The organism is Chitinophaga sp. LS1 (assembly GCF_034274695.1).
GTDB lineage: Bacteria > Bacteroidota > Bacteroidia > Chitinophagales > Chitinophagaceae > Chitinophaga.
Genome location: NZ_CP128362.1, coordinates 7,221,392 through 7,242,067 on the forward strand (window position 1 = coordinate 7,221,392; position 20,676 = coordinate 7,242,067).

Below are 20,676 nucleotides of genomic sequence, written 5' to 3' on the forward strand. Positions count from 1 at the left end.
CAAATGCTTATCAAAATGTTGCTAGAGCCTATATGGGAGAGTTTATTTATGAACTGTTCCAACGGGTTCCGCCCAAAACGCAGGACAATGGATTGTATTGCGTTACTGGATAGCTATATCAATAAGCGAAATAAATACTATTGGATCATTGAAGGAGATATTAGGGGAGCATTTGATAATATTCATCATGAAACACTGATGAGTATTTTATCCAAAAGGATTGGTGATCAGAGAATCTTAAATCTGATTAATCAATTTCTGAAGGCAGGCGTCATGGAAAATGGATTATTCCATAAGAGCGAATCTGGCTCACCTCAGGGTGGTATTTGCTCGCCTTTACTGGCCAATATTTATCTGCATGAAATGGATAAATATTGGTGGGAACATTATGGCGGATTACATCGAAAGGCAAAAGAGAAAAGAAGAACAGAGAAGAAAGGGAATTGTTCATTGATAAAATATGCTGACGATTGGCTGTTATTAACCAATGGCACCAAACAGGAAGCATATAGATTGAGAAATGAATTTGAGAAGTTCCTGAAGGAGAAATTACATCTGGAATTATCAGTGGAAAAGACGCACATAACTCATGTGAATAAAGGATTTGATTTTCTGGGGTTTAATATTCGTCGGCATGTTAGAAATAATGACAAGCCCAAAATGTTTATTACGCCCACTAAAAGGTCAATAGAGAAGTTAAAGATGAAGGTTAAGGAAATGACAGCAAGGAAAAGATTTAAAGATGTTCCCCTTTTAAAGTTCTCTGCCCTGAATGCACTGCTCAGAGGTTGGATTGCTTATTATCGACATAGTAACGTCAAGACTATAGCCAAGCAACTTGACCTATGGGTAAATCGCCGTTTAGTGTCCTGGTTGAAAAAGCGTCATCGTTTACCTGTAAGAAGAATACTGAAAATGTATAAGAAACGGCAGAATGGTACCAGAAATAATTTAGGTATTCAAGACGGGAATAGGATAAAATATCTGTTCAAGATGTTTGACCAACCCCTTACGAAGTACAAATCACGTAAGCCGGCAAACCTTTATTTGAATAAGGATGCCATAATAAGAACGGAAGCAGTGACAGTACGAGAAGTATCAATACCAGATAAAGTATGGTTCGGAAATGCAGATAATGAATCATGGAGAGTGATCAAAGCTGAATTAAAAGCAGCAAGAGGTGCGCGTTGTGAAATATGTGGCAGCCTGAGTAATCTTGATTTGCATCATATAAAGGCGAAGAAAACAGGAGGCAAGGATACAAAAGAAAACGCGCAACTACTCTGTGAATCGTGTCATATTAAAACGCCCACGTACGGTAGACAAAAGAAATAATGTTGCAATCTGGAAAGCCTATTGACGCAAAAGTGTCACGATGGGTTTGGAGAGAGGAATGGGGAAACACAGGTGGTGTGAACTACAAAGGTGCGTCCTGTTCCTACTCTATCCTCACCCATCCTCGCGAACCTGGTGCTGGATGGAATAGAAGACCTACTGGGAAGAAAATTCAACTCGTTAAATAGATATGGGCAAAGTAGACAACGATCATCTTGGGGAATTCACTTTGTGAGATATGCAGATGACTTTGTGGTAATAGGTAAATCAAAGGACGTTCTCGTAGAAGAAGTATATCCTTTGATTGAGGAATTCCTGAAAGAAAGAGGTCTTGAACTCTCCAAAGAAAAAACGAAAATTACTCACATCTCAGAAGGATTTGACTTCCTCGGGCAAAACGTACGCAAGTACAGGTTCGGCAGAACCAATGCAAAGTTACTCATCAAACCTAGCAACAAGAACATAAAAACGTTCCTAAATGGTATAAGGAAGACCATTAAATCGATGGCAACTGCGTCGCAAGAAAATCTTATACGCAAACTCAATCCCAAAATACAAGGTTGGGCTAATTATCATCGATCGATAGTATCCAAGGAAGTCTACAAAAAGGTGGACTACGAAATATGGCAAGCCATAAGGCGATGGACCAAACGCAGACACCCGAATAAAAGCAAGGCTTGGATACAAACCAAATACTTCCAGAAAATCAAAGAACGAAATCATTGTTTTAGTTGTACAATCAAAGATGAGAACATGAAAACAACAGTTGTCATTACGCTGAAAAATGCCTCGGATACGCCTATCAGGCGACACATAAAAATCCGAAGCGAAGCGACTCCCTTTGACCCCAAGTACGAAGCTTACTTCGAAAATCGGATGTCATCAAAGATGGCAAACAATAAAGAAGGACGCAAAAAAGTCGGGGCATTGTGGAAAAGACAAAAAGGTTCCTGCTCTATATGTGGGGAAAGAATTACAAGTGTTACCAATTGGAGGCTTCATCACTTGGAAAGTCAGTTGGAGGGTGGCTCTGGAAATATATCCAATCTCACACTCTTACATCCGGACTGCCAGGAGCGAGGCTTTAATAACGGTTTTAAGTATCTGTTTCCGGTTGGGGTCAGCAAAACTCCGGCTTAGTATTGGCTTGAGCTGTGTGAGCGGGAAACTCTCATGCACAGTTCTGAGGGGAGGGTGTCACAGCAATGTGATATCCTTACCCGACTGCCATCATCTCTAATGACTACGCAAGACTCGCTTCCGGTGGTTGACTAGACCTTGTCGGACAGGATTTGTTACCTGTCGGGTAATTTCGAGGTGTTTCATTGATAAATCCCCACCCCACGGACTTTGCACCGCGCAATCGAGAATTGTCCTAACGGGGTCACAGAAACACGGCTTCTTATAGAAGTCGGGTTTTTGTTTTGTTAGAGCTTGTTTATAAAGCATCACCTCATCTTAATCTTAATTCACAACCGCAAACAGGAAACTTACGAGGAAGGCCACAACAGCTGCACAAATCCGGGAAAAAATGCATAAACTGGCTACTATTAATATTATCTCGTCTTCCTACCCCTGTAACAATTGATGCGATTGAACTGTTATTACTCACCAGCTGATAATTTTTTATAAGCAACTCACCGTATTGAACAATGCTGGAGCTGCCCACTTCAGGCACCAAATAAGCATTTAAATCTTCCTTAATCTTTTTTATATCACCGGAACTAATACTATTTATGGCCCTATTGACATTATCCCTTAAGGTAACATTGGAATTATACTGTCCCAATGCCAACATTTGGCGCATTGCTTCTTTCGATACGAGCGTATTAGGATTCTCCCTTAAATATTCTGTGATTCTTTCTCCGTATCCATTTGGTATTCCTAAAGCCTTTGATTGAACCGCATCTTTTATAACCCCTTCTAATTGGGCATATTGTTCATGACATTTCCTAATCCTTTCTTGCTCAAGCCTAGTTTCGCGTTCAATACGTACCTGCTCGTCATGTTCATTTTTCCTCTGGGTAATTAAATCAGTCTTACGCCTCTCCAGTGCTACCTTTTCATCAATAACCCAATCACTATTACTCTTACCTTCCAGAATATTTTCCACTATGGGAGAGCCTATATTACAGTTAGCCGAAGCCTTAGTTACCGACAATTTGGCTTTAGTTCTTGCCATTAGCCCAACGGTAGCCTTCACAAAACAATCTTTGAATTTCACATCCAAAAGGGCTGAGGTAATTTTCTTCAAAAGCTTTTGCTGTTTAAGGTAATACGGCTCAAATAATTTATCCAATCCCATTTCAAGACCACAGGAAAAAATCAAATCAAGAATCTGATTTGCTTTGGGTGTAAGTTTCTTTGATTTGGTAATCGCCGCATTCCTGACTAACGTTATATCGGCAAGGATATCCCTGCTTTCCTGTAAATTCCAGTTGTTCTTTTCAGAAAAATAAGCATCGTAACCAGCGTCGGGGTTAACTGGCTCAATATACTTGTCATAATGATCATCAATTATTGTTGCCGGCGTTTTAGTACCTTTCGGAAAATCCGGCTTTTCGATGGAAGGATCTATTTCCAGGCCAGATGCTTCATCAAATAGCTTTAAGCTAGCCAAGTGCTGCTCAGCGGGGACTGGAATCAAAGGATCTGTGAAAAAAACTTTATCAGGCGGAGGAAATAGATCAAAGGAAGATACATTCAGAACGTCCTCTAAATTATAAGTATCTAAACGTTGTGCAATACTTCGTAAATAAGGATTTAGTATAACAGTATCATAAGAATCTGAATTTTGTAAAGTCGCTTCCTTTTGAATTCTGATGGCTTCTTTATTATTAGCATCCTGAATATCCCCAATGTATTTATCAATCGCTTCAACAGTTACCGCCTCCGCAGCATAAGTATAGATTTTATTATGCACTTTAATGATTTCCACCGTCAATGTAGTCAACTTCAAATGAGCGTTTGAAACTGAAGCGGCAAAACCAACTGTAAAAAACGATACGTTCATAAGGATAGCCAGACAAGCAAAAGAATATGTATAATATTTTTTTACCTTTTTCTGCACGTCATCACTTTTTGATAAGGAAACTAACATAATAATACCTATTCCTATGAACAAATAAATCAGTGCCTTATAAGCAATTACAATGTCCAACTTCGGCATTGCCCGAAGCAAGTATAGCTTTTCCTGAATACTACCAAGCGAAATTGTTAGTGGATCGTATATCATTTGTGAATCTATCCAAACTCTCAATATCCAAAAAATGAACGCGAATACTATAAAAGGCTTTAGAAAAGTAGTTATTGCCGTTAATACCTTTAAAATTTTTTTAACCGGTTTATTATCAATCTCCGGCCATTGCTTTTTACGGTACTTCAGTAGGAATTTAAAGGTCAGTAAGTGTAATTTTTTCTCACTGAAAAACGAATAAAAAAACTTCTTAAAGAATTCTTTGAAAGGCTCTTGTTTCTCAATACCATTATTTAATATATCAGCCTGTACCCTTGCCAATATATATACTTTCATTACACTCAGCACGTAAAAAAATAACAAGCCCACTAATAACCAGTAACCATTCTTCAGCATCAGGTTAGAAAGATCAGGAATGTCAATATACATATAAAGCAGTTTATGGTTATTAAATTAAGCTTTTTCCAAACCTACAATCATGTATTAATACCCTGTTTTAAAAGTATAGCTTTAGTTTATACTATTTTTTGATAATTTCAATTCTTCATAGATACATTAAACGTGGAGTTTAATTCTACAACAATGGCTATTCCCTCTTTGGTTAATGCAATGTCATAAACTCCGATGTCGAAATTATATATAGAGAGCCCAATTCTTTCTTGCTGATATGTGCCGATTTTTTCAAACAACATTTTCTTAATGCTCTCTATGCTATTGGTTAAATCTCTAGTAGTTTGTTTTTTAATTTCGTTAATAATTAAAGGTTTGAAAATTGTGGATATTACAGAATAGAATTTGTTGTCAACGTTCATGCTAAAATCAAGATCTTCAAGTTCAAATTTCCTACCTCCTGTCATCACTGGTTTTCCTGTTAAATATACCCAACCTGACACTGGCAAAACGTTACCGGGTAGATAAGCCTTGATATTTACACCAACGACGACCTCGTCACCATTTGGATAAATATCCATTTTACGCAGTTTTATCTTTGCCTTTTTATTTAGAATTAAATTAGGACTCAGTACAATATTGTTTTCCTTAAAATACTTATTTGCAGAGCTCTTAATGTCGTCATATTTAATAACTAATGGGACGAATACTTTAATCTCACTTGGTGCTTCTATTTGTTCTTCTAATATTGGGATTATCTTTGTAGTATTGACAATTTCATCATTCAAACTAATATTAGCTTTTATGCCAACATATAAAGCTAATGTGTCTTTATAAACCTTTAGTGTAGACAGTGCTGCTGATGTAGGGTTTATATTTAAATGGTAATGTTTTCCGTTAGCCAGTGCAGGTAATTTAAAGCCATAGTATTTCCATCTTTCTTTAATGACATCACGGACACTTTCGCATTTAATTTCCTTACTGATAGTTTCGTTTACATTTTCCTCGACCTTTTTGAGAATTTTATTTGTAACACTAGTAATTGAGATATAAATATTGTCCATTATTTCAACCTGAGGATTGCTTAGCCAATTATGAGTAACTACCGCTTCAATTTTGGGGCACCAATCTGGAGTCATAGAGATATGTGTGTCAACAAGAAACTCTATCACTCCATCAAAATTCTTTTTATTTAGAGTTAAATTGGCTGGGAGTGCTCCTTGAAATCCTACTGTACCCTTAAATGAAATGGGAGCAACTACTCTTAAAGTATTATCATCTACATAAGAAAGTTTTATCCTTTCCTTTAAATCTAATACGTAGTCATATCGATATCCCACAGCAACTGAAGGTCCTTTAGTTTCAATCCATTCGTTCGGATGATATAAAGGGTTGTTTGTCGATATCCACTCATTAGGATGATACAATGGATCTTTAGTTTCAAGCCATTTGTTTGGATGGTACAAAGGATTTTTAGTTTTGAATCCCCATTTTTTGATCCATTTTTTAGAATTATATAAAGGGTCTTTTGTCTTCAACCATTTATTTGGATTATATAAAAGATCTTTTGTTACTATGGCCTCATTTGGGTTGTAAAGAGGGTCCTTAGTTTTTATCCAGGATTTATACTCGTAGGTGCCTTCATCAGTATTACTATAACTATTTTTGAAAGCATCATTGATATGGTTTTCTAAAGTTGACAAATCAATTTTTAAAGCAAGGACAAAACGACTTTCAAAAGTGGGAATTTCAACCTCCTGATGTAAGCGATCAGGCTTTTTTGTTATTTCTTTGTAACTTTTACAACCTGTTGATACTGTAAAAATTAATGGCAGAAAGAGCCATATAGTTAAGTTCATTCTCATGGCTTTTTTGGGCTGGTTATAAATTTATTAAGTATTGTTACATTTAATAATACAATTATTCTAATATAGGGGAATATTCAATAAACATTTTAGGTTGATATTTAAAAAGCTTACATGCAACGTTGACCTTGAGGGTAAACTAGTATTTGAATCGTAAGTATTCGGACCTCGGCATTCCAGAATAATGTTTTACAGCCCTTATCTTTGCTGCTGTAATCATGGTATTGGCTATAAATGAAGTTCTTTGTAATTCGGGGCTAATCTGCTAATTGATGTAATCATGTATTTTTCTTCTTCCAATATGGAGGCAACAGATTAATAAGTTCATGAGCTGGGCAATCATGAAGGCGGTCATAGATATCTTTAAGATAAATATAAGGATCGATGTCGTTAAGTTTACAAGACTCGATCAGGGAGTAAAAAAGTGCTACTCTCTCTGCTCCATGTTCATTTCCGGCAAACAGGCTATTATTGCGGAAGGTAGTAACGGGTCTGATGGCCCTCTCGACGCCATTGTTGTCGGCATCGACGTATCCAAGGGTCGTAAATGCTTTTAGTTTGTGCCATTGCCCCAGGGCATAATTAACTGCTTTAATTATTGGTGTACCTGGCAGATGATCTATCTGCTGTTGTTCCAGCAACCAGATATGTATTTTATCGAGAAAAGGAACGCTATATTTCTGACGCAATGCCAATCGCTGGTCATCGGTCATCTTTTTTCTTTCGGCAAAGGCTTCTATCCTGTAAATGATGTTGAACAATGTCAATGCTTCTGCCGCTAGCTTTTTATCATATTTCTCTGCTTTCTTAAAACCGCGGCGGATATGGGACAGGCATGTCATTAGGTCCACCTCCTCATTATCTTTAAAAGCTGCTACATAGCTACCCAGGCCATCCGCCTGAAGCGTGCCCTTAAAATCTTTTAATATCTGCTGTGGAACCTTATGTCCGCGGGATGGGTTAAATTCAAACAATACTAATTTTTGTTCTTCAGATAAAAATACCCATAGCCAACCCCTGGATGGTTTGCCTTCTCCAATATCATTGAGGTAATCTAATCTTGTCTCATCGACCTTCAGATACCGGGCCTGCACAATTACTTTTTTCATACATCTCAACAGCCTTAGCAGTTTCTTAAAGGCCACCTCTTCCCAACCATTTACCGTTGATGCTGCGAAGCTGATGCCAGTAGTGCTTTTTATATACCGTAACTGACGTGTATATGGATCCCCATATCCAAACCGGCGGCTGTGTAAGTGTGCCAGCAGGCTGTTTCCTACTGTTCCTTTTTCTACCAGACGAGGGGCTACTGGTTGGCAGACAAACTTTTTATCTTCTGTACGATATTGAAGCCGCTCCTGTTGTACTTTAATAATTTTACCCGGCTTGTATTCGTAATAGGTCGTCACTTTTTTGCCCATAGGGATCAGGCCTGTCTTGTCTCCTTCGACGTCAATTGTTTCTGTCACTACTTCTATACAAGATGGTTGTACTCTTCTACCTTTATGAGCGAGATGTTTTTTCTTTTTGCGGTTGCCTTTCCGGATCTGGTCATCCACTTGTTGAATATCGCCTTTTGTGGAGGCTACTCTTATAATCTCTTCCAGTTCGGTCAGATCAAAATCAGGTCCTAAGGTTTGTTGTATGGCCGCATCTACTTTTTCACGTTCAGGTATAAATTTCTCACTCTTTTTACCCTGTAGCATTTCACATAACTCCTGTAACTGCCAGCTCTTCTTTTCTCCCTGAGCAACCTGCTCTTTTAAGAGCGCATTTTCACTTTCCAATGCTTCGATCCTGCTTTGCAATTCAATGACCTGATGTTCTCTATCAAGCATAATCTCATGTGCCTGATTCAGATAACGGTTTAATTTATCACATGCTCCATTCTTTGCTTCCAGCTGGTTATTCAGGTCATATATAATCTTACCAAACGTTATTCTCTCTCTGGTCAGAGATTCCAACAACTCCCCATTGGTCTCCGTTAGCGTGGAGATTTGTTTTAATGCATCTGTTATAGAAGTGAGTAATTCAGGGCGCACTGCTTTGTGTCATGGTATTGGCTATATTAACGCAAAAACAGCATTATTAGTTTGGCTGATCTGTTGATTTTCCTGACTTTCTTTCGTAACGCTTTCTGTACTTAATCTCGATTCCTTCCAGGATGAGCATCACATCTTTGCGTTCAATCATCATCGCCTGGCAACCAGGATCATAAACAGGTTTGCCAAAGGTGCCTCTGGCTAGTCTTTTGTAATAAAGCGCCTGACCATCTCCATCAAATTGCAACATTTTCACCTGGGTGAGACGCCCGTTAAAAAACAAATAGATGATGCCCTTAGCTAATGGATCAAGTGCCATTTGATTACGTACGATGCCTGACAAACCATTTATTCCCATCCGCATATCCGCTGCAGATGTATAGATATAAAAATTATAACCAGCTAATGACAACATTGACTAATGATTTAGCAAGGTGAGTAAATATTCTGCCGGCACAGGTTGATAAATTGCAATACCGCGCACTTCAGCAAATAAGTTTGAATTAACAGGCTCATTTGATGATGCTACAATTTTTACGGGAAGTATTGCTGGTGGTGAGGATGGAACCGGTGAAGTATTGTTTGTTTTCTTTAACCAGTAATAAAAACTGCCTTCACTTATTTGATGAGCCCTGCAGTATTCGCTAATAATCATGCCGGAATCAGGCTGCTGACGAACATGGAATGCCATGTCTACTTTTAAGGGAGAACCAGGGAGAGATCTCTGAATTTGCTTCTTTCGCATCGTTTAAATTTTGATGCAATGATCGCAATATTTAATTTCTATTCGGGAACGCCGAGAACCGAATACTTACTTTGAATCCGTCAGCCTTGAACAGTTGCTGATTTCTATTAAAAGGCCACCGTTTATTCTGTTGAGTGTCAAGAACTGAATCGGGAATCAGTCATATAGAAGCTAATAATGTATTCATACTCAACTCACAAAAGTTCGATTCCTTAATTGGTCTTCTAAAATTGTTTGCCAATAAAGAATTTTGTGATGCAGCGGAGGGGACGCACTCTTAAATATCTAAGGTCTTAGTTCAATAAAAATACTCCGGTGTTTATTTAATCCTGAATACAAGGCTTTTTCTTAGTGTATCGCCACTTGCTTTCAACGTAGCAACTCTCAATTCAAAACGCCCGGATATTCTGAAAGGATTCGCTACAAGAATAGTTGCTTTATCCTGCTCTGTATAAACAATTTCAGGAGCGATGAGAGAAAGGGATGTATCCCTTGAAATAACTTCACTCAACACCATGGTATGGTCAGTAACAACACCCTGATCTCTTAACAAGCTGGCGGTTATAGTAAAGCTTTCGGTTGTATCTCCTTCATACTTGTCACTTTCCAGCAGAAGATATTCAGCATATGCTCTGGAGAATGTAACACTTGTATCAATGCTATAGTATTTAGCCACTGTTGCTTTTACTCTTACTTTTCCAACAGCAGTGCTTCTGATCCTGGCGGATGCTAATCCATCGCTATTGGCCGACACAACAATGATACTGTCATCATTTTCCCAATTTGCATCCTTAGAGCTAAATGTCACCTCCCTTCCTATTGTATCTGCCAATCGGGCAATTCTGACAGTAACCTCCGCATAGGATACATTATCCGCTGGGACAATTTGAGTATCAACTGCTTCGAATGAAAGTATATCATTAAGTGCAATTCCTTCTTTGTCGTTTAATTGATACTCATCGTCCTGTTTCTTACAGGAATAAAGGAATCCTGACAATAATAAGATAATATATAATTCAATGCGCATTTGGGGTGCTATTTGAAGATCAATGTAAACTTGTCTTTATCAAAAAAACCAAGGCTATCCTCCACATCTAACCTGAGCATACAACTATCCATGTCATCGGGTTCAGGAGTAACAATGATGGTTACTTCCTTTACCCGCTCCTTTGTTCCTACAGTCAGAACCTCTTCCCAAGTTATTCTTCTCTCATGGTTACCATCTTCATTTACGAAAAAGAATTTCCTGTCCGGATGTAGGTTCAGCATATATTTAACAGGATTCCCATCTACATTTTTAAATGTCTGTAGCCAGGAGATTTTCACTGCTGTTTCTCCATTACCACGAGGTATTATACGGGGATTTGTATGAAGGTTTACTACTGTAATGTTATCCATTTCAATATATTTTAAGGAGTAAATATTTTTGCTACCTGGCCGTTGCCGAAACTTCCTAAGAATTTACTCAGGTTAAAGTCGATGGAAAGTGAAACAAACGGGGAACCTGTGAACGTCATCTTATTCTTATTCTCGAGGGGATTGGATGGGTATTTATAATATAAATAAGCACCGGTATTTACCTTAAACCAAGGCAACAACCTAACACCCATGCCGGTTACCAGCGCCTTGCTATTATCTATCAGTCCCCTTCTAACACCGGCCTGATCGATATTTTGTAAGCTGATACCTAACAATAGAGACAGTCTTGATCCTACTATATCTTTAAAAGTACGTCTGTAGTTTTTTAAAGGTAAAGAGGTGTCTATTGCTCTGAAGTAAATATTCATACCAGCGTACAAATTTCCTCTGTCTATCTGGCCAACATAAGCATAACCAAGATCAAGAGTTACATGCAATTTAAGATGATCTTCTGTAGACATAGGGTAGGTAGACCCAGTTTGTCCATGAGCAAAGATTGCCGCTTCTATCTGTACACCAACCTTCTCTATGGTCTCATTCTTTTTCTTCTCAAATTCGAATAACTCACTATTGATTCTTTCAATAGCTTCCTGTTCTATTGCTTTAACTCCTGCAAAATCTATACGAACGGGTGATTTTTCATTTTTAAACGTGCTTTCTAATTCTGAATTAATCAGATTCTCTACCTTCTTTCCCTCATCGCCTTCTTTTTCGAAAGTAGCCCAGTTGACATCTTGAAGTTTTTTGAAGAAGGTTTCATTGTCGGTGAATATATTGTTCTCTTCGTTTTTAAACTTCTTACTTAATTCCTTGTATGTGTCAACGAGCTTATTTCCATCAACAATAACCTTACTCGCGATAGCATTCTCACTAGTCAATTCTTTGATAGCTTTAGGATTCTTCTCCTTTTTTAACTTTGCCTTAGATTGCTTTAAGGACTTTCTAAGGACGTCTATTTCTTTGTTAAGATCTATCGCTAATCTGTTATAAATATTCCCTTTAGCGGTATTAATGTCATCTGATATATTACTAAAAGTTGTCGAGATATCAGCTAAACCTATAAACTGCTCCTGATAGGAAGTATCAGCCACTTCATAATTTGGATTAATAACCTTTGCTTCTTTATTAGCAATATCAGTAATCATTTTTGAGTGCTTCAAAATATCATTACTCATGCCATCAGGATCCTTAATCCTGCTATCTGCTTCGGCATCAATGATTTTCTGAAAATCCTTATTCGCCATAACTGCTTGTACTACCTTTTCTTTTTCCTCTCTGGGAATATCAATTCGACCGGTCTCTCCTTCTACTTTTATAAAATACTTTGAATTAGGTTCCAAAAATGCACCTATTACCACAACTGCGGTATTGCCCATAAAGTCTTTTCCTCTCACGAGCTTCCCACTACTAAAGCGAGGTTGGTTAGATGCAGATAACAGATCATTGAGTTGTAATTCTGACTTACCTATTCTCTTATAATCAACTTTCTTCAATTCCTGAATTGTCACTTCAAAGGAAGCAACTTCCGCATCCAGGTTTTTAACTTTAATATCAAAAGGTTGATCAAATGGAAGAATACCATTAAATTCCTGTGTCTTGAAATCGTATTCTATTACTTTCCTGTTTTGCCCAACTGCATGGGGATTCAATAAAAAAGAGAAAATATATAGGTGGATTAAAGTATATAAAAATCTCATTGTCATTGGGGTATTTATAAGAGGATAATAGTTGTCGCCAAAGCTATCAATTATAATCCACCTTTAAAATACCAACTAGTTTGTATTTTAAAGGGAGTATGAACATTCTTCTGTGTTGGATAATGGCGGTATATGCGCCTGCTTCTCTTTAAAGAGAAGCAAGTAACTATTATGTAATTACGAACTATAGCTCTTAGGATAGAAGCGAATATATTTTCCCTATTACGATTAGAGAGAGATGCCACCCCAATCCAGTATAGATTAGTGCTGTGAAACTGCGTAAAACAAGTGTATTTGAAGTGTTAGAAAGAATGTCATACTGGAAGCGACATCCTTTCTAATGCTCAGTAGCAGTAGCCCTTCGGATCAAATGGATCTGATCTCGAACCAAGACGAGTTGAAAGAACAAAGAGGAACACAAACTTAAATCAATAAGTTAGACACCAAGGATGTTAAATACTCGGCCGTTCATATTAGACAAACATTTAAAACAAATAAGTTTAGATAAATGGAGATAGATCTCCAGCATACAGTTATTAGCAGTCTCAATAATGCGCAATGATGATAATGAGAAAATAGCCACCCCTTAGCTTAGATAATGTTGAGTTAGATTTTTATTACAAGACGAAATATCAGTTTATCAACAAACTCCTTATATTTTTTACTATTTGGTGAGTTAACGGCAATGCGACATAATCTATCGGCTTTTTCCAGGATGAGAACTTTGCAATAACAATATTATTACTCCGGTCAATAAAAAGATTTTGTCCATAGATGCCTATAGCGAACATTATTTTGGTCTGATCATTAATCATATACCAACCATTGCGATAGCACATATTTTTGCTGATAGATGCGAACGCTTTGCCCGCATTCCATTCTTCCAGGCATCAGGGTCACCATTGTTTAAAATATCTCTGATCAAAGACATTGGGACAATCTCCGGCTTTTTTGCTTTATTTCTCTCCGAATCTGCTATGGGATTTCAGATCAGGTTGAATTTTTAGGGGGAAATTGGTTCGAAACGTTCCGTTATTGGGTACTAAAGATCAGACCACCTCTTGCTGGGCATTCTGCGACAATTGCTCTACCAGCATGCTTTTATAAGATTTGAATCTCATTTCCTGAAGCTGCTCCAGAACAGAAAGTCTGAGTGCCGCGAATGCATTCAACTCATCGTCAAGAAAGGCTTTGTCTTTAAAATAATCATAATTAGTGTTAAGAAATTCCTCTGATCTTTTCACAAGATCATCATCACCATTTTTTGAAATGATGCCATCACTGATAAGGGAGCTGAGATACTTTTTGAAATCAGGTTCCACTCTCCGTTTCAGTACATCGACAGCGGCTACGATTTCATCCACTGATAATGTGCCTGTATAAAAAGGTTGGACGATAACGTTGATTCTCTTCAACAGTTCAATATATGTTTCCGTACGTTCATGAAGATTTCGAAAGGAAAGATATTTTTCCATAATATCAGTATTGCAATTCCAGGTATAATTCTTTATGGTTTATATATGTTTGTTAATTTCTTTCGTAAGAATGAATATTACCTGTACCATCATTACATAGCACTATCTGCGCTACTTGTTCGTTCACAATACTCAAGTACATCCCATAATGCAATCCCTTTATTCAGAAGTAACCGCTTTTTATCCTCATAGTTATCACTAAGAGGTTTATCAACTAATGTAAAAATCAATTTCCAAAATTGATTCCCCTTATGTCCATAATACTGTTGTTGTTGCAAAGATCTTTCGCCAGGCATAGTGCCAAGTATAAGAATTTTGCTATTTTCATCAACAATTGGAGAAAACGCTTTTTTTATCATAGACTGCTTCTTATTGCTTTCCGGTAATTGGATTTATTCGTTCCCTTAACATACTTTCAATTGCCGGTGCTATCATATCATAATTTACAATATCAAGTGGAATCCAACTTACTCTCAATACTTCTCCATGTAAATTTGCTCTTGCTTTTAACTTCATGGAAAATGTCCTACGATCCTTTACCTGATGAATATGTTCTGTAATTCTGCCACCTACATTTTTTGACTTTCCTATATATAAGGGGATCCATTCATCAAAGCTCCTATGCGCATTAACACGTGCTTTTTTTATGCCTGGAACCCAAATTACATCGGCATCTTTCCACAACTGCGTAAATGTTGTCACCCAGCTCAATACATCAAGGGAAAGGTCTTTATTCTTTATCTGAAAGAAATAAACACCCTTCCGGTGCATTAGATATTCTGCAATAGGCGGAATGTTGTTATTGAGTTCAAACTCAATAACATTTTCAAAAACAAGTTCACCTGACAATTGCCTTAGTCTGGCGGCTTCATTAGAAATTGCCTGATCAATTTCGTTGAATTGATCTTTTATGGTTATTCGTGATCCCGAAACTGTATTCATTAATTTTAATTTCTTCTGGTTATTTTATATGCAAGGGAATGATGGGTATTGGAAAGAGCATTACTTATCCTTTACATAGTCAAATGGAATCTATATCCGGATGATTTACATCGTAACAGGTTCGCATTATTTAGTTGATATAACTAATTCCCAAGTTTCTATTTTGCTTTCTTTAAGTGTAAGTTGTGTTACGAATAGATCATTTTCATTTCTAAATTGTTCTGTTTTCAAAATAGCTTCTCGAAGGCCGGAAGGTGAATGAACATCCAAGGTAAGAAATGTCTTTTCCGCTAACCAAATAAGTCTTTCAAGTGCCTGTTTTTTCTCCGTAATATTATTTATATTAAGAACTAGACTCAAGTTTTTTATATACATATCATTATCACTTTCTAAATAATAGGCAAGATTATTTTCAATTCCACTACGAACAGATGCTTTGCCAAATCTGTAATAATCAGTTATACTCATATAGCCGTTCAGTCCATCACTCACCCAATCATGAAGCCGTCCGATTCCATTTTCAGATAGCTTTGAACGAAGAAGGTTAATATTGTTAAAAATCTTAAGCTTTCCTGCTACGACTTTAGGTTTAGGCAAAGAGCTTGGTTCTACAAGATATTTTGTCTGTACCCAGCCTACATGAGATTCTGTTAACCAGTCAGGCTGAATGACTTTTATTCTTGACCATTGTTGGTTTACTTCTTCAACTATCACTGTTACACTCTTATCTACCTCCGCATATTCTGTTTCATGCATTGCCTCGCTAGCTTTTTCGTTTATCACTTTTTCAAACTGTTCTCCCGGGCCTGACCACAGGATAACTTCATCTTCAGTCAGTGTATATAGTTTGGCTTGCGTTGATTTTGTATTATGAGAATTTGATGAATAGTTGGGTCCACATGTTACATTTATGACGGTAAAGACGAGAGTAACAATATAGATACGGGAAATATAGAAGTGGCGCATTATATAATACAATTATGGGGTTATATCTTTCTTTTAATAGATCGAAATCATTCTAATATAAACCATTTTTCAACCCCATCGGTTAATGTACTGTTAATGGAATTAATTAAAGCAAATACTATTTAGCCTTCATATTATATCGATCATTTTTAGGATCTTCACACATATTTAATAGAGATCAAACACAAATAATTTACTCTGCATAATGAAAGGATTCTTATTTTTAATCTTGTTTACTCCAATTCTCGTCCATGCACAGGATTCTTTACTATATAATATCTTTCCAATCCACAACGGTAAGATCCGTTATGAAAAGATAATTCACGTTGACTCTGTTAGTAAAAATGATATATATACTAGAATTAAGGAATGGGCATTAGAAAATTATAATTCACAAAAAGCCACAAAACAGGAAGACGATAAGGATGCCGGATTTCTGGTTTATACAGGATATTTTGAAAAACCCTTTGAGGGGAAAATGAAAAGAACTTCAATAATTGATGATAGGCAAGTATGGAATACTATTAAATTTTATGTCAAAGAAGGTAGAGTAAAGATTATTATTGATGATATTAGAATAAGGTCTAAAGTATATGCTGCTAACGTTTTTACTTCACTAAGTTCTAATATTGGAGATGCCTGGTATATTGAAAAATATGAATCCTATTATAAGGATAAAAATACTTCTTGGGTAGAACAGAATAAAGTATATTTCAATTCATTAAATAAGGATTTCTATAATACTCTCTCCAATATTGCCAGCTGGTTGACTACTAAAAAGATAAGTGAATCTACTTTTTGAAGTCGTGAGCAAATTTTGTAAGGCCAAAGATGTTTTAAAGAATAGTTCGAGAGTGCAAAATAAACTGTAGTAGCAGGTAGATTTTGGCTACTATAGCAAAAGCCTTGGCCTTTGCCAATCCACAGAGAAAATACAGAACTGAATTAGAACGCTGGCCCCTAATCATTGATATGGTGATACGGATCATTGCCTCCTACTGCATTTACAATATCATTCGAGCCACCAGGCGCTTTGTAAAGTAATTAGTACCATGTCATGCTGAATTCGTCTTAAGCATGTTTTGCAATGGTACATTGGTAATGGCTTATCTACTTAAAGGGATTTTTTACCGTTAGTTTTCCATCAATAACCTGCCCATCATGCAAATCTTCAGAATAAAGCATGATACAGTTACTTTACAAGGCTGCAGAGACGATCATACTATCATAAAAAGAAAAGCCATAGCGGTCTGCAATTTGACACGCCTGTATAACGGTGTCCTCTGTATTGGTGTGAAGGTTATTATTCTGACAGCATTCCTTTATCGCTGTAGCTGCCTGTTTGTAACTGAACTTGAATTTTCGGGTAACAATATTACACAGTTCCTGTAAAACCTGCGTACTAATAAAAGAATTGCTATCAGTAATCAGTTTACGGGCAATTTCCTGCTTATTTAATTCGGAATTAGAATAGGAATACACCATGATATTACTATCCAAGAAAACGCTATCGTTCATTTGCTTCGTCTCGATTAAATTTATAGCCCCTTGTATCAATAGATAAAGCGGAAAACGTTACTTTCTTCTTAGCCTGTTTCTCATTGACAATACCTTCATCTTTAGCAAAGGCAATCACTTCTATTTGCTTGCCTACATAATCTTTAGGAATATCAAAAGAAATAGTCTGTTTATTCGGAATTACTATGGTATGTATCATAATTAAAAATCTATAAAATTAAACCATTACTTCTTCTGCTTACCCTGCAACAATTCATTTTTCTCCTTCTCGATAGCAAGTAAGCGTTCATATAATTCGATTACTTTATCAATAGGGTTAAAAGTAAGATCGCAATTATAGTTTATACCCGAAGCGTTATCCTTGAAATCAGTAAACGTATTTGAAATAATATTGACAGCAGCTTCCTCACTAAAGCTTTTAATAGCTTCAGGAGTTACTTTCAATATTTTTGCCACCTGTTCTAATATATCTGGCTCAATCGTTTCTTTCTGCTCTAAAAGCGAAATCTTCTTTTGTGTCCAGTCTTCGCCCAGTTCAAATGCTAATGTATCCTGCTTAATACCTAGCATTTCCCTAAAACGCTTAATGTTCCGTCCTTCGTGTACTTTGTTTGGCATATCCGTGTTTATCATGATGCAAATTTAACCTTTTTATCTAAAAGGTAATATACTCAAATTTTGACTAAAATACCGCTAAAAAATGCCATATTCCTTCTAAAGAATACCATTAATAAATTGAATATGATGTAGTTATGCTCTTTTTTCGAGTAACTAAACTATGTCACATGAGAACTACTAAAAATACCAGTAAACAGAGCCTCGGAATGTTGCGTAATGCATCCGAACCTTATATAATCCATTTAGAGGATGAACCCTATATATTGAGTGAAGATGCTTTTAAAAAACAGGTAGACGCAAAGCTGGCCCGTAAAAGAGATTGGTTTTATCCTAAGCTGAAGTTTATTACTATTGAAGATGGCACATTAAAGCTGCTCAATACTCATAAGGAAATACACTATGAGATGACTGTCCGCATTGAGCCGGACAAGCTGCATGTTTCCTGTAGCTGTGGCGCGCAGGTTGAAACACTTTGCTTGCATACCTATAAAGCCCTTGAGAGGCTAATATGGTATCGAAATACGGATTATTTTGCAGAATACCAGCCTAACGGAATCATTGAAATAGGAACAGCCCATAAAAAATACTTTGATAAGAAGGTTACAGATACACGAATTAAAATTACGCCTAAAGCCAATTTAGGGAGTGTTTACCGGTTAGCAGACAAGCTGGAAGGATTGAACTTTGAGGACGTATTGAATTTGCCACAAACAACCGCTCCGGAGAGAAACAAAGCCAGGGAAACTGCACTTACATACATAGTGATGGATTCTTTTCATAATAAATATCTACCGTTCTTATTGCCATGTTTAGGAGTGCTGAACAAAGCCGGTACAGAAGTTAAAGGCTTTCATCATTTCATTAGTGGCACACAAAAGGAATATGATGCTTATTTAACGGACGAACAAAGAGCATTGAACATTATTTGCTATGAAATGTGGCAACAGGCGGAGACCCGATCCGGTTCATTGATTGAAGGAGAACCTGAGCTTCCTGCTACTGGTATTTTCAGCCTATGGGAAAGGGCGATGCTTCTACTGCACCATCAGGAATTTATTTATCGATATGGCTTTTACGGTAAACGGGAATTGAAAGGGAAACCGCAAAGAGCAAGAATACAGCGTATAAGCCTAATAAAAGATACCCCCCGCCTGTATTTTCAACTAATAGACAAGGGAGCATTTTATCAGTTACAAATGAAAGTATCCATAAAGGATAGGAATATCAATTATGATGTAGAAACGCCTTTTTTCATTTGGGAGGATAAAAGACTATACCTATTAGGTTCATTGAGGGATGCAGGCATAGCCCAATGGATGCAGCAATCCGGCGGCTATATAACCTTTTTTAAAGAGCATTTCCCGGCCTTTGAACAGGAATATTTAAACCCGCTTCGTGAATACTATCAGGTGAATATTATCAAAGCCCATAAGTAGTTATTTCTGTATTATAATATTATAACCTCCAAAAAGAAAGCTATGCAAACCAATAACCCTCATTATAAAATAGAATATACCACCAATATATTTATCAATGGAGATACAGATACGAGCGGAATTAGCCATTGGAAGGAAAAGCTAATTTCAATACTGGAAAAGGTACCTTCCCAGGCAGATACTTTAAAACCCCTCATTCAATTTATCGTTGTTGCTATTGCTCCCACAAAAATCTACATGCTCCAGCATACAGACATAACAACTACCGCAACGGATCGATATATTGATTTATTGATCATCATATCCGGGAAAAGTGTGAGTTCTTTTACGGAAATGGAACCCGTATTGGAAATAGCATATCTGAAAGATCAGCGTGTTTCCTGCTCTCTGCATCATGAAAGTAATTTATTGGGAGGTTTACGAAACGGACATGCTTTCTATTCACTCAATTGTATTCCTGAGAATCTGGTTTATGATGACAAAACAGTAACCTATCCCATCACTACACCCGAAGCATTGCTGGATATGAAAAACCGCGTACAGGATCAGTTTATGAAAGCATTTGAAAAAGCCCTGCATTTCTATGAAAGCGCTGTAGCCTTGTATCAGAAGCACCCTTCTGCCATCGTATCATTTATGCTACACCAAGCCGTAGAACTCACTTACAGAGGCATTTTACTAAGCCTGAATGGATATGATAAAAAGACGCATGAAATTCGAGCTTTAAAAAAGCATGCCCGGCGTTGTAGCCCTTTATTGAACAATGTTTTCCCTGATAATACGGAAGATGAAAAGCATCTGTTGAACGTGCTGGAAAATGCTTACCTGAATGCCCGTTACGGAGAGCAATATGACATACCGGACAATGAGCTACCCTTACTTTTTCAAAAGGTGGAGTTGTTACAGACTACGGCTAAAGAAATTGTAGCGAAAAAGATTGCCTGAATGGTCTGTTTCCACTCTCTTATATGAGTTGATATGCAATAAATTAGTAATGACATTTTCTGAAATACCCGGATGATGCCGTATTTA

General features: G+C 37.0%; 20 protein-coding genes. 5 read left to right on the forward strand and 15 right to left on the reverse strand.

What is annotated here, in order from left to right; all coding sequences use genetic code 11:
- Window positions 1-3: 3 nt before the first annotated feature.
- Both QQL36_RS29530 and QQL36_RS29535 read left to right on the forward strand, forming a co-directional pair.
- A complete protein-coding gene (locus QQL36_RS29530; RefSeq protein WP_321567741.1) occupies window positions 4-1,335 on the forward strand; it encodes a group II intron reverse transcriptase in 1,332 nt (443 codons plus the stop codon).
- 90 nt (window positions 1,336-1,425) lie between these two features.
- Entirely contained in the window at window positions 1,426-2,475 is a 1,050-nt protein-coding gene (locus tag QQL36_RS29535; protein WP_321567742.1) for a group II intron reverse transcriptase, read from the forward strand.
- Between the two features lie 313 nt (window positions 2,476-2,788).
- Here QQL36_RS29535 and QQL36_RS29540 read toward each other — a convergent pair whose 3' ends face one another.
- From QQL36_RS29540 to QQL36_RS29595, 12 genes are all read right to left on the reverse strand, one after another.
- Window positions 2,789-4,960, reverse strand: a complete 2,172-nt coding sequence (locus tag QQL36_RS29540) for a hypothetical protein (RefSeq protein ID WP_321567743.1) — start codon at window positions 4,958-4,960, stop codon at window positions 2,789-2,791.
- 107 nt (window positions 4,961-5,067) lie between these two features.
- On the reverse strand, window positions 5,068-6,780 hold the full coding sequence (locus tag QQL36_RS29545; RefSeq protein ID WP_321567744.1) for a DUF4403 family protein: 1,713 nt from the start codon (window positions 6,778-6,780) through the stop codon (window positions 5,068-5,070).
- Between the two features lie 284 nt (window positions 6,781-7,064).
- Window positions 7,065-8,828 (reverse strand): IS66 family transposase, encoded by a 1,764-nt coding sequence (gene tnpC / locus QQL36_RS29550; RefSeq protein WP_083730637.1) that lies wholly within the window; start codon window positions 8,826-8,828, stop codon window positions 7,065-7,067.
- 46 nt (window positions 8,829-8,874) lie between these two features.
- Window positions 8,875-9,243, reverse strand: a complete 369-nt coding sequence (gene tnpB / locus QQL36_RS29555) for an IS66 family insertion sequence element accessory protein TnpB (RefSeq protein ID WP_083730638.1) — start codon at window positions 9,241-9,243, stop codon at window positions 8,875-8,877.
- A gap of 3 nt (window positions 9,244-9,246) precedes the next feature.
- Entirely contained in the window at window positions 9,247-9,573 is a 327-nt protein-coding gene (tnpA, locus tag QQL36_RS29560; protein ID WP_072362417.1) for an IS66 family insertion sequence element accessory protein TnpA, read from the reverse strand.
- Window positions 9,574-9,892: 319 nt separating this feature from the next.
- The gene (locus QQL36_RS29565) at window positions 9,893-10,600 is read right to left on the reverse strand and encodes a hypothetical protein (RefSeq protein WP_321567745.1); all 708 of its coding nucleotides are present in this window, start codon (window positions 10,598-10,600) and stop codon (window positions 9,893-9,895) included.
- Between the two features lie 8 nt (window positions 10,601-10,608).
- On the reverse strand, window positions 10,609-10,971 hold the full coding sequence (locus QQL36_RS29570) for a hypothetical protein (RefSeq protein WP_321567746.1): 363 nt from the start codon (window positions 10,969-10,971) through the stop codon (window positions 10,609-10,611).
- An 11-nt stretch (window positions 10,972-10,982) separates the two neighbouring features.
- The gene (locus QQL36_RS29575; RefSeq protein ID WP_321567747.1) at window positions 10,983-12,689 is read right to left on the reverse strand and encodes a hypothetical protein; all 1,707 of its coding nucleotides are present in this window, start codon (window positions 12,687-12,689) and stop codon (window positions 10,983-10,985) included.
- 1,049 nt (window positions 12,690-13,738) lie between these two features.
- Window positions 13,739-14,164 (reverse strand): hypothetical protein, encoded by a 426-nt coding sequence (locus tag QQL36_RS29580; protein WP_321567748.1) that lies wholly within the window; start codon window positions 14,162-14,164, stop codon window positions 13,739-13,741.
- Window positions 14,165-14,256: 92 nt separating this feature from the next.
- Window positions 14,257-14,523, reverse strand: a complete 267-nt coding sequence (locus QQL36_RS29585) for a DNA-deoxyinosine glycosylase (RefSeq protein WP_321567749.1) — start codon at window positions 14,521-14,523, stop codon at window positions 14,257-14,259.
- Between the two features lie 10 nt (window positions 14,524-14,533).
- Entirely contained in the window at window positions 14,534-15,106 is a 573-nt protein-coding gene (locus QQL36_RS29590) for a GIY-YIG nuclease family protein (protein ID WP_321567750.1), read from the reverse strand.
- 126 nt (window positions 15,107-15,232) lie between these two features.
- Entirely contained in the window at window positions 15,233-16,072 is an 840-nt protein-coding gene (locus tag QQL36_RS29595; RefSeq protein WP_321567751.1) for a hypothetical protein, read from the reverse strand.
- A gap of 205 nt (window positions 16,073-16,277) precedes the next feature.
- Between QQL36_RS29595 and QQL36_RS29600 the strand changes: the two genes are divergently transcribed.
- Window positions 16,278-16,874, forward strand: coding sequence for a DUF4468 domain-containing protein (locus QQL36_RS29600; RefSeq protein ID WP_321567752.1), 597 nt, complete (start codon window positions 16,278-16,280; stop codon window positions 16,872-16,874).
- Between the two features lie 395 nt (window positions 16,875-17,269).
- Here the strand turns inward: QQL36_RS29600 and QQL36_RS29605 are convergent, their stop codons facing one another.
- The 3 genes from QQL36_RS29605 to QQL36_RS29615 are packed head-to-tail and all read right to left on the reverse strand — an operon-like array spanning window position 17,270 to window position 18,223.
- Window positions 17,270-17,590, reverse strand: coding sequence for a PIN domain-containing protein (locus QQL36_RS29605; RefSeq protein ID WP_321567753.1), 321 nt, complete (start codon window positions 17,588-17,590; stop codon window positions 17,270-17,272).
- Window positions 17,580-17,789 carry a hypothetical protein gene (locus QQL36_RS29610; protein ID WP_321567754.1) on the reverse strand — a complete coding sequence of 70 codons (210 nt, stop codon included), beginning with the start codon at window positions 17,787-17,789 and terminating at the stop codon, window positions 17,580-17,582. The genes QQL36_RS29605 and QQL36_RS29610 overlap by 11 nt, the downstream gene beginning before the upstream one ends.
- Before the next feature lie 26 nt (window positions 17,790-17,815).
- A complete protein-coding gene (locus QQL36_RS29615) occupies window positions 17,816-18,223 on the reverse strand; it encodes a helix-turn-helix transcriptional regulator (RefSeq protein WP_321567755.1) in 408 nt (135 codons plus the stop codon).
- Window positions 18,224-18,375: 152 nt separating this feature from the next.
- Here QQL36_RS29615 and QQL36_RS29620 point away from each other — a divergent pair, with 152 nt between their 5' ends.
- Both QQL36_RS29620 and QQL36_RS29625 read left to right on the forward strand, forming a co-directional pair.
- Window positions 18,376-19,644, forward strand: coding sequence for a hypothetical protein (locus tag QQL36_RS29620; protein WP_321567756.1), 1,269 nt, complete (start codon window positions 18,376-18,378; stop codon window positions 19,642-19,644).
- Window positions 19,645-19,686: 42 nt separating this feature from the next.
- Window positions 19,687-20,589 carry a HEPN domain-containing protein gene (locus QQL36_RS29625; RefSeq protein ID WP_321567757.1) on the forward strand — a complete coding sequence of 301 codons (903 nt, stop codon included), beginning with the start codon at window positions 19,687-19,689 and terminating at the stop codon, window positions 20,587-20,589.
- Window positions 20,590-20,676: the final 87 nt, after the last annotated feature.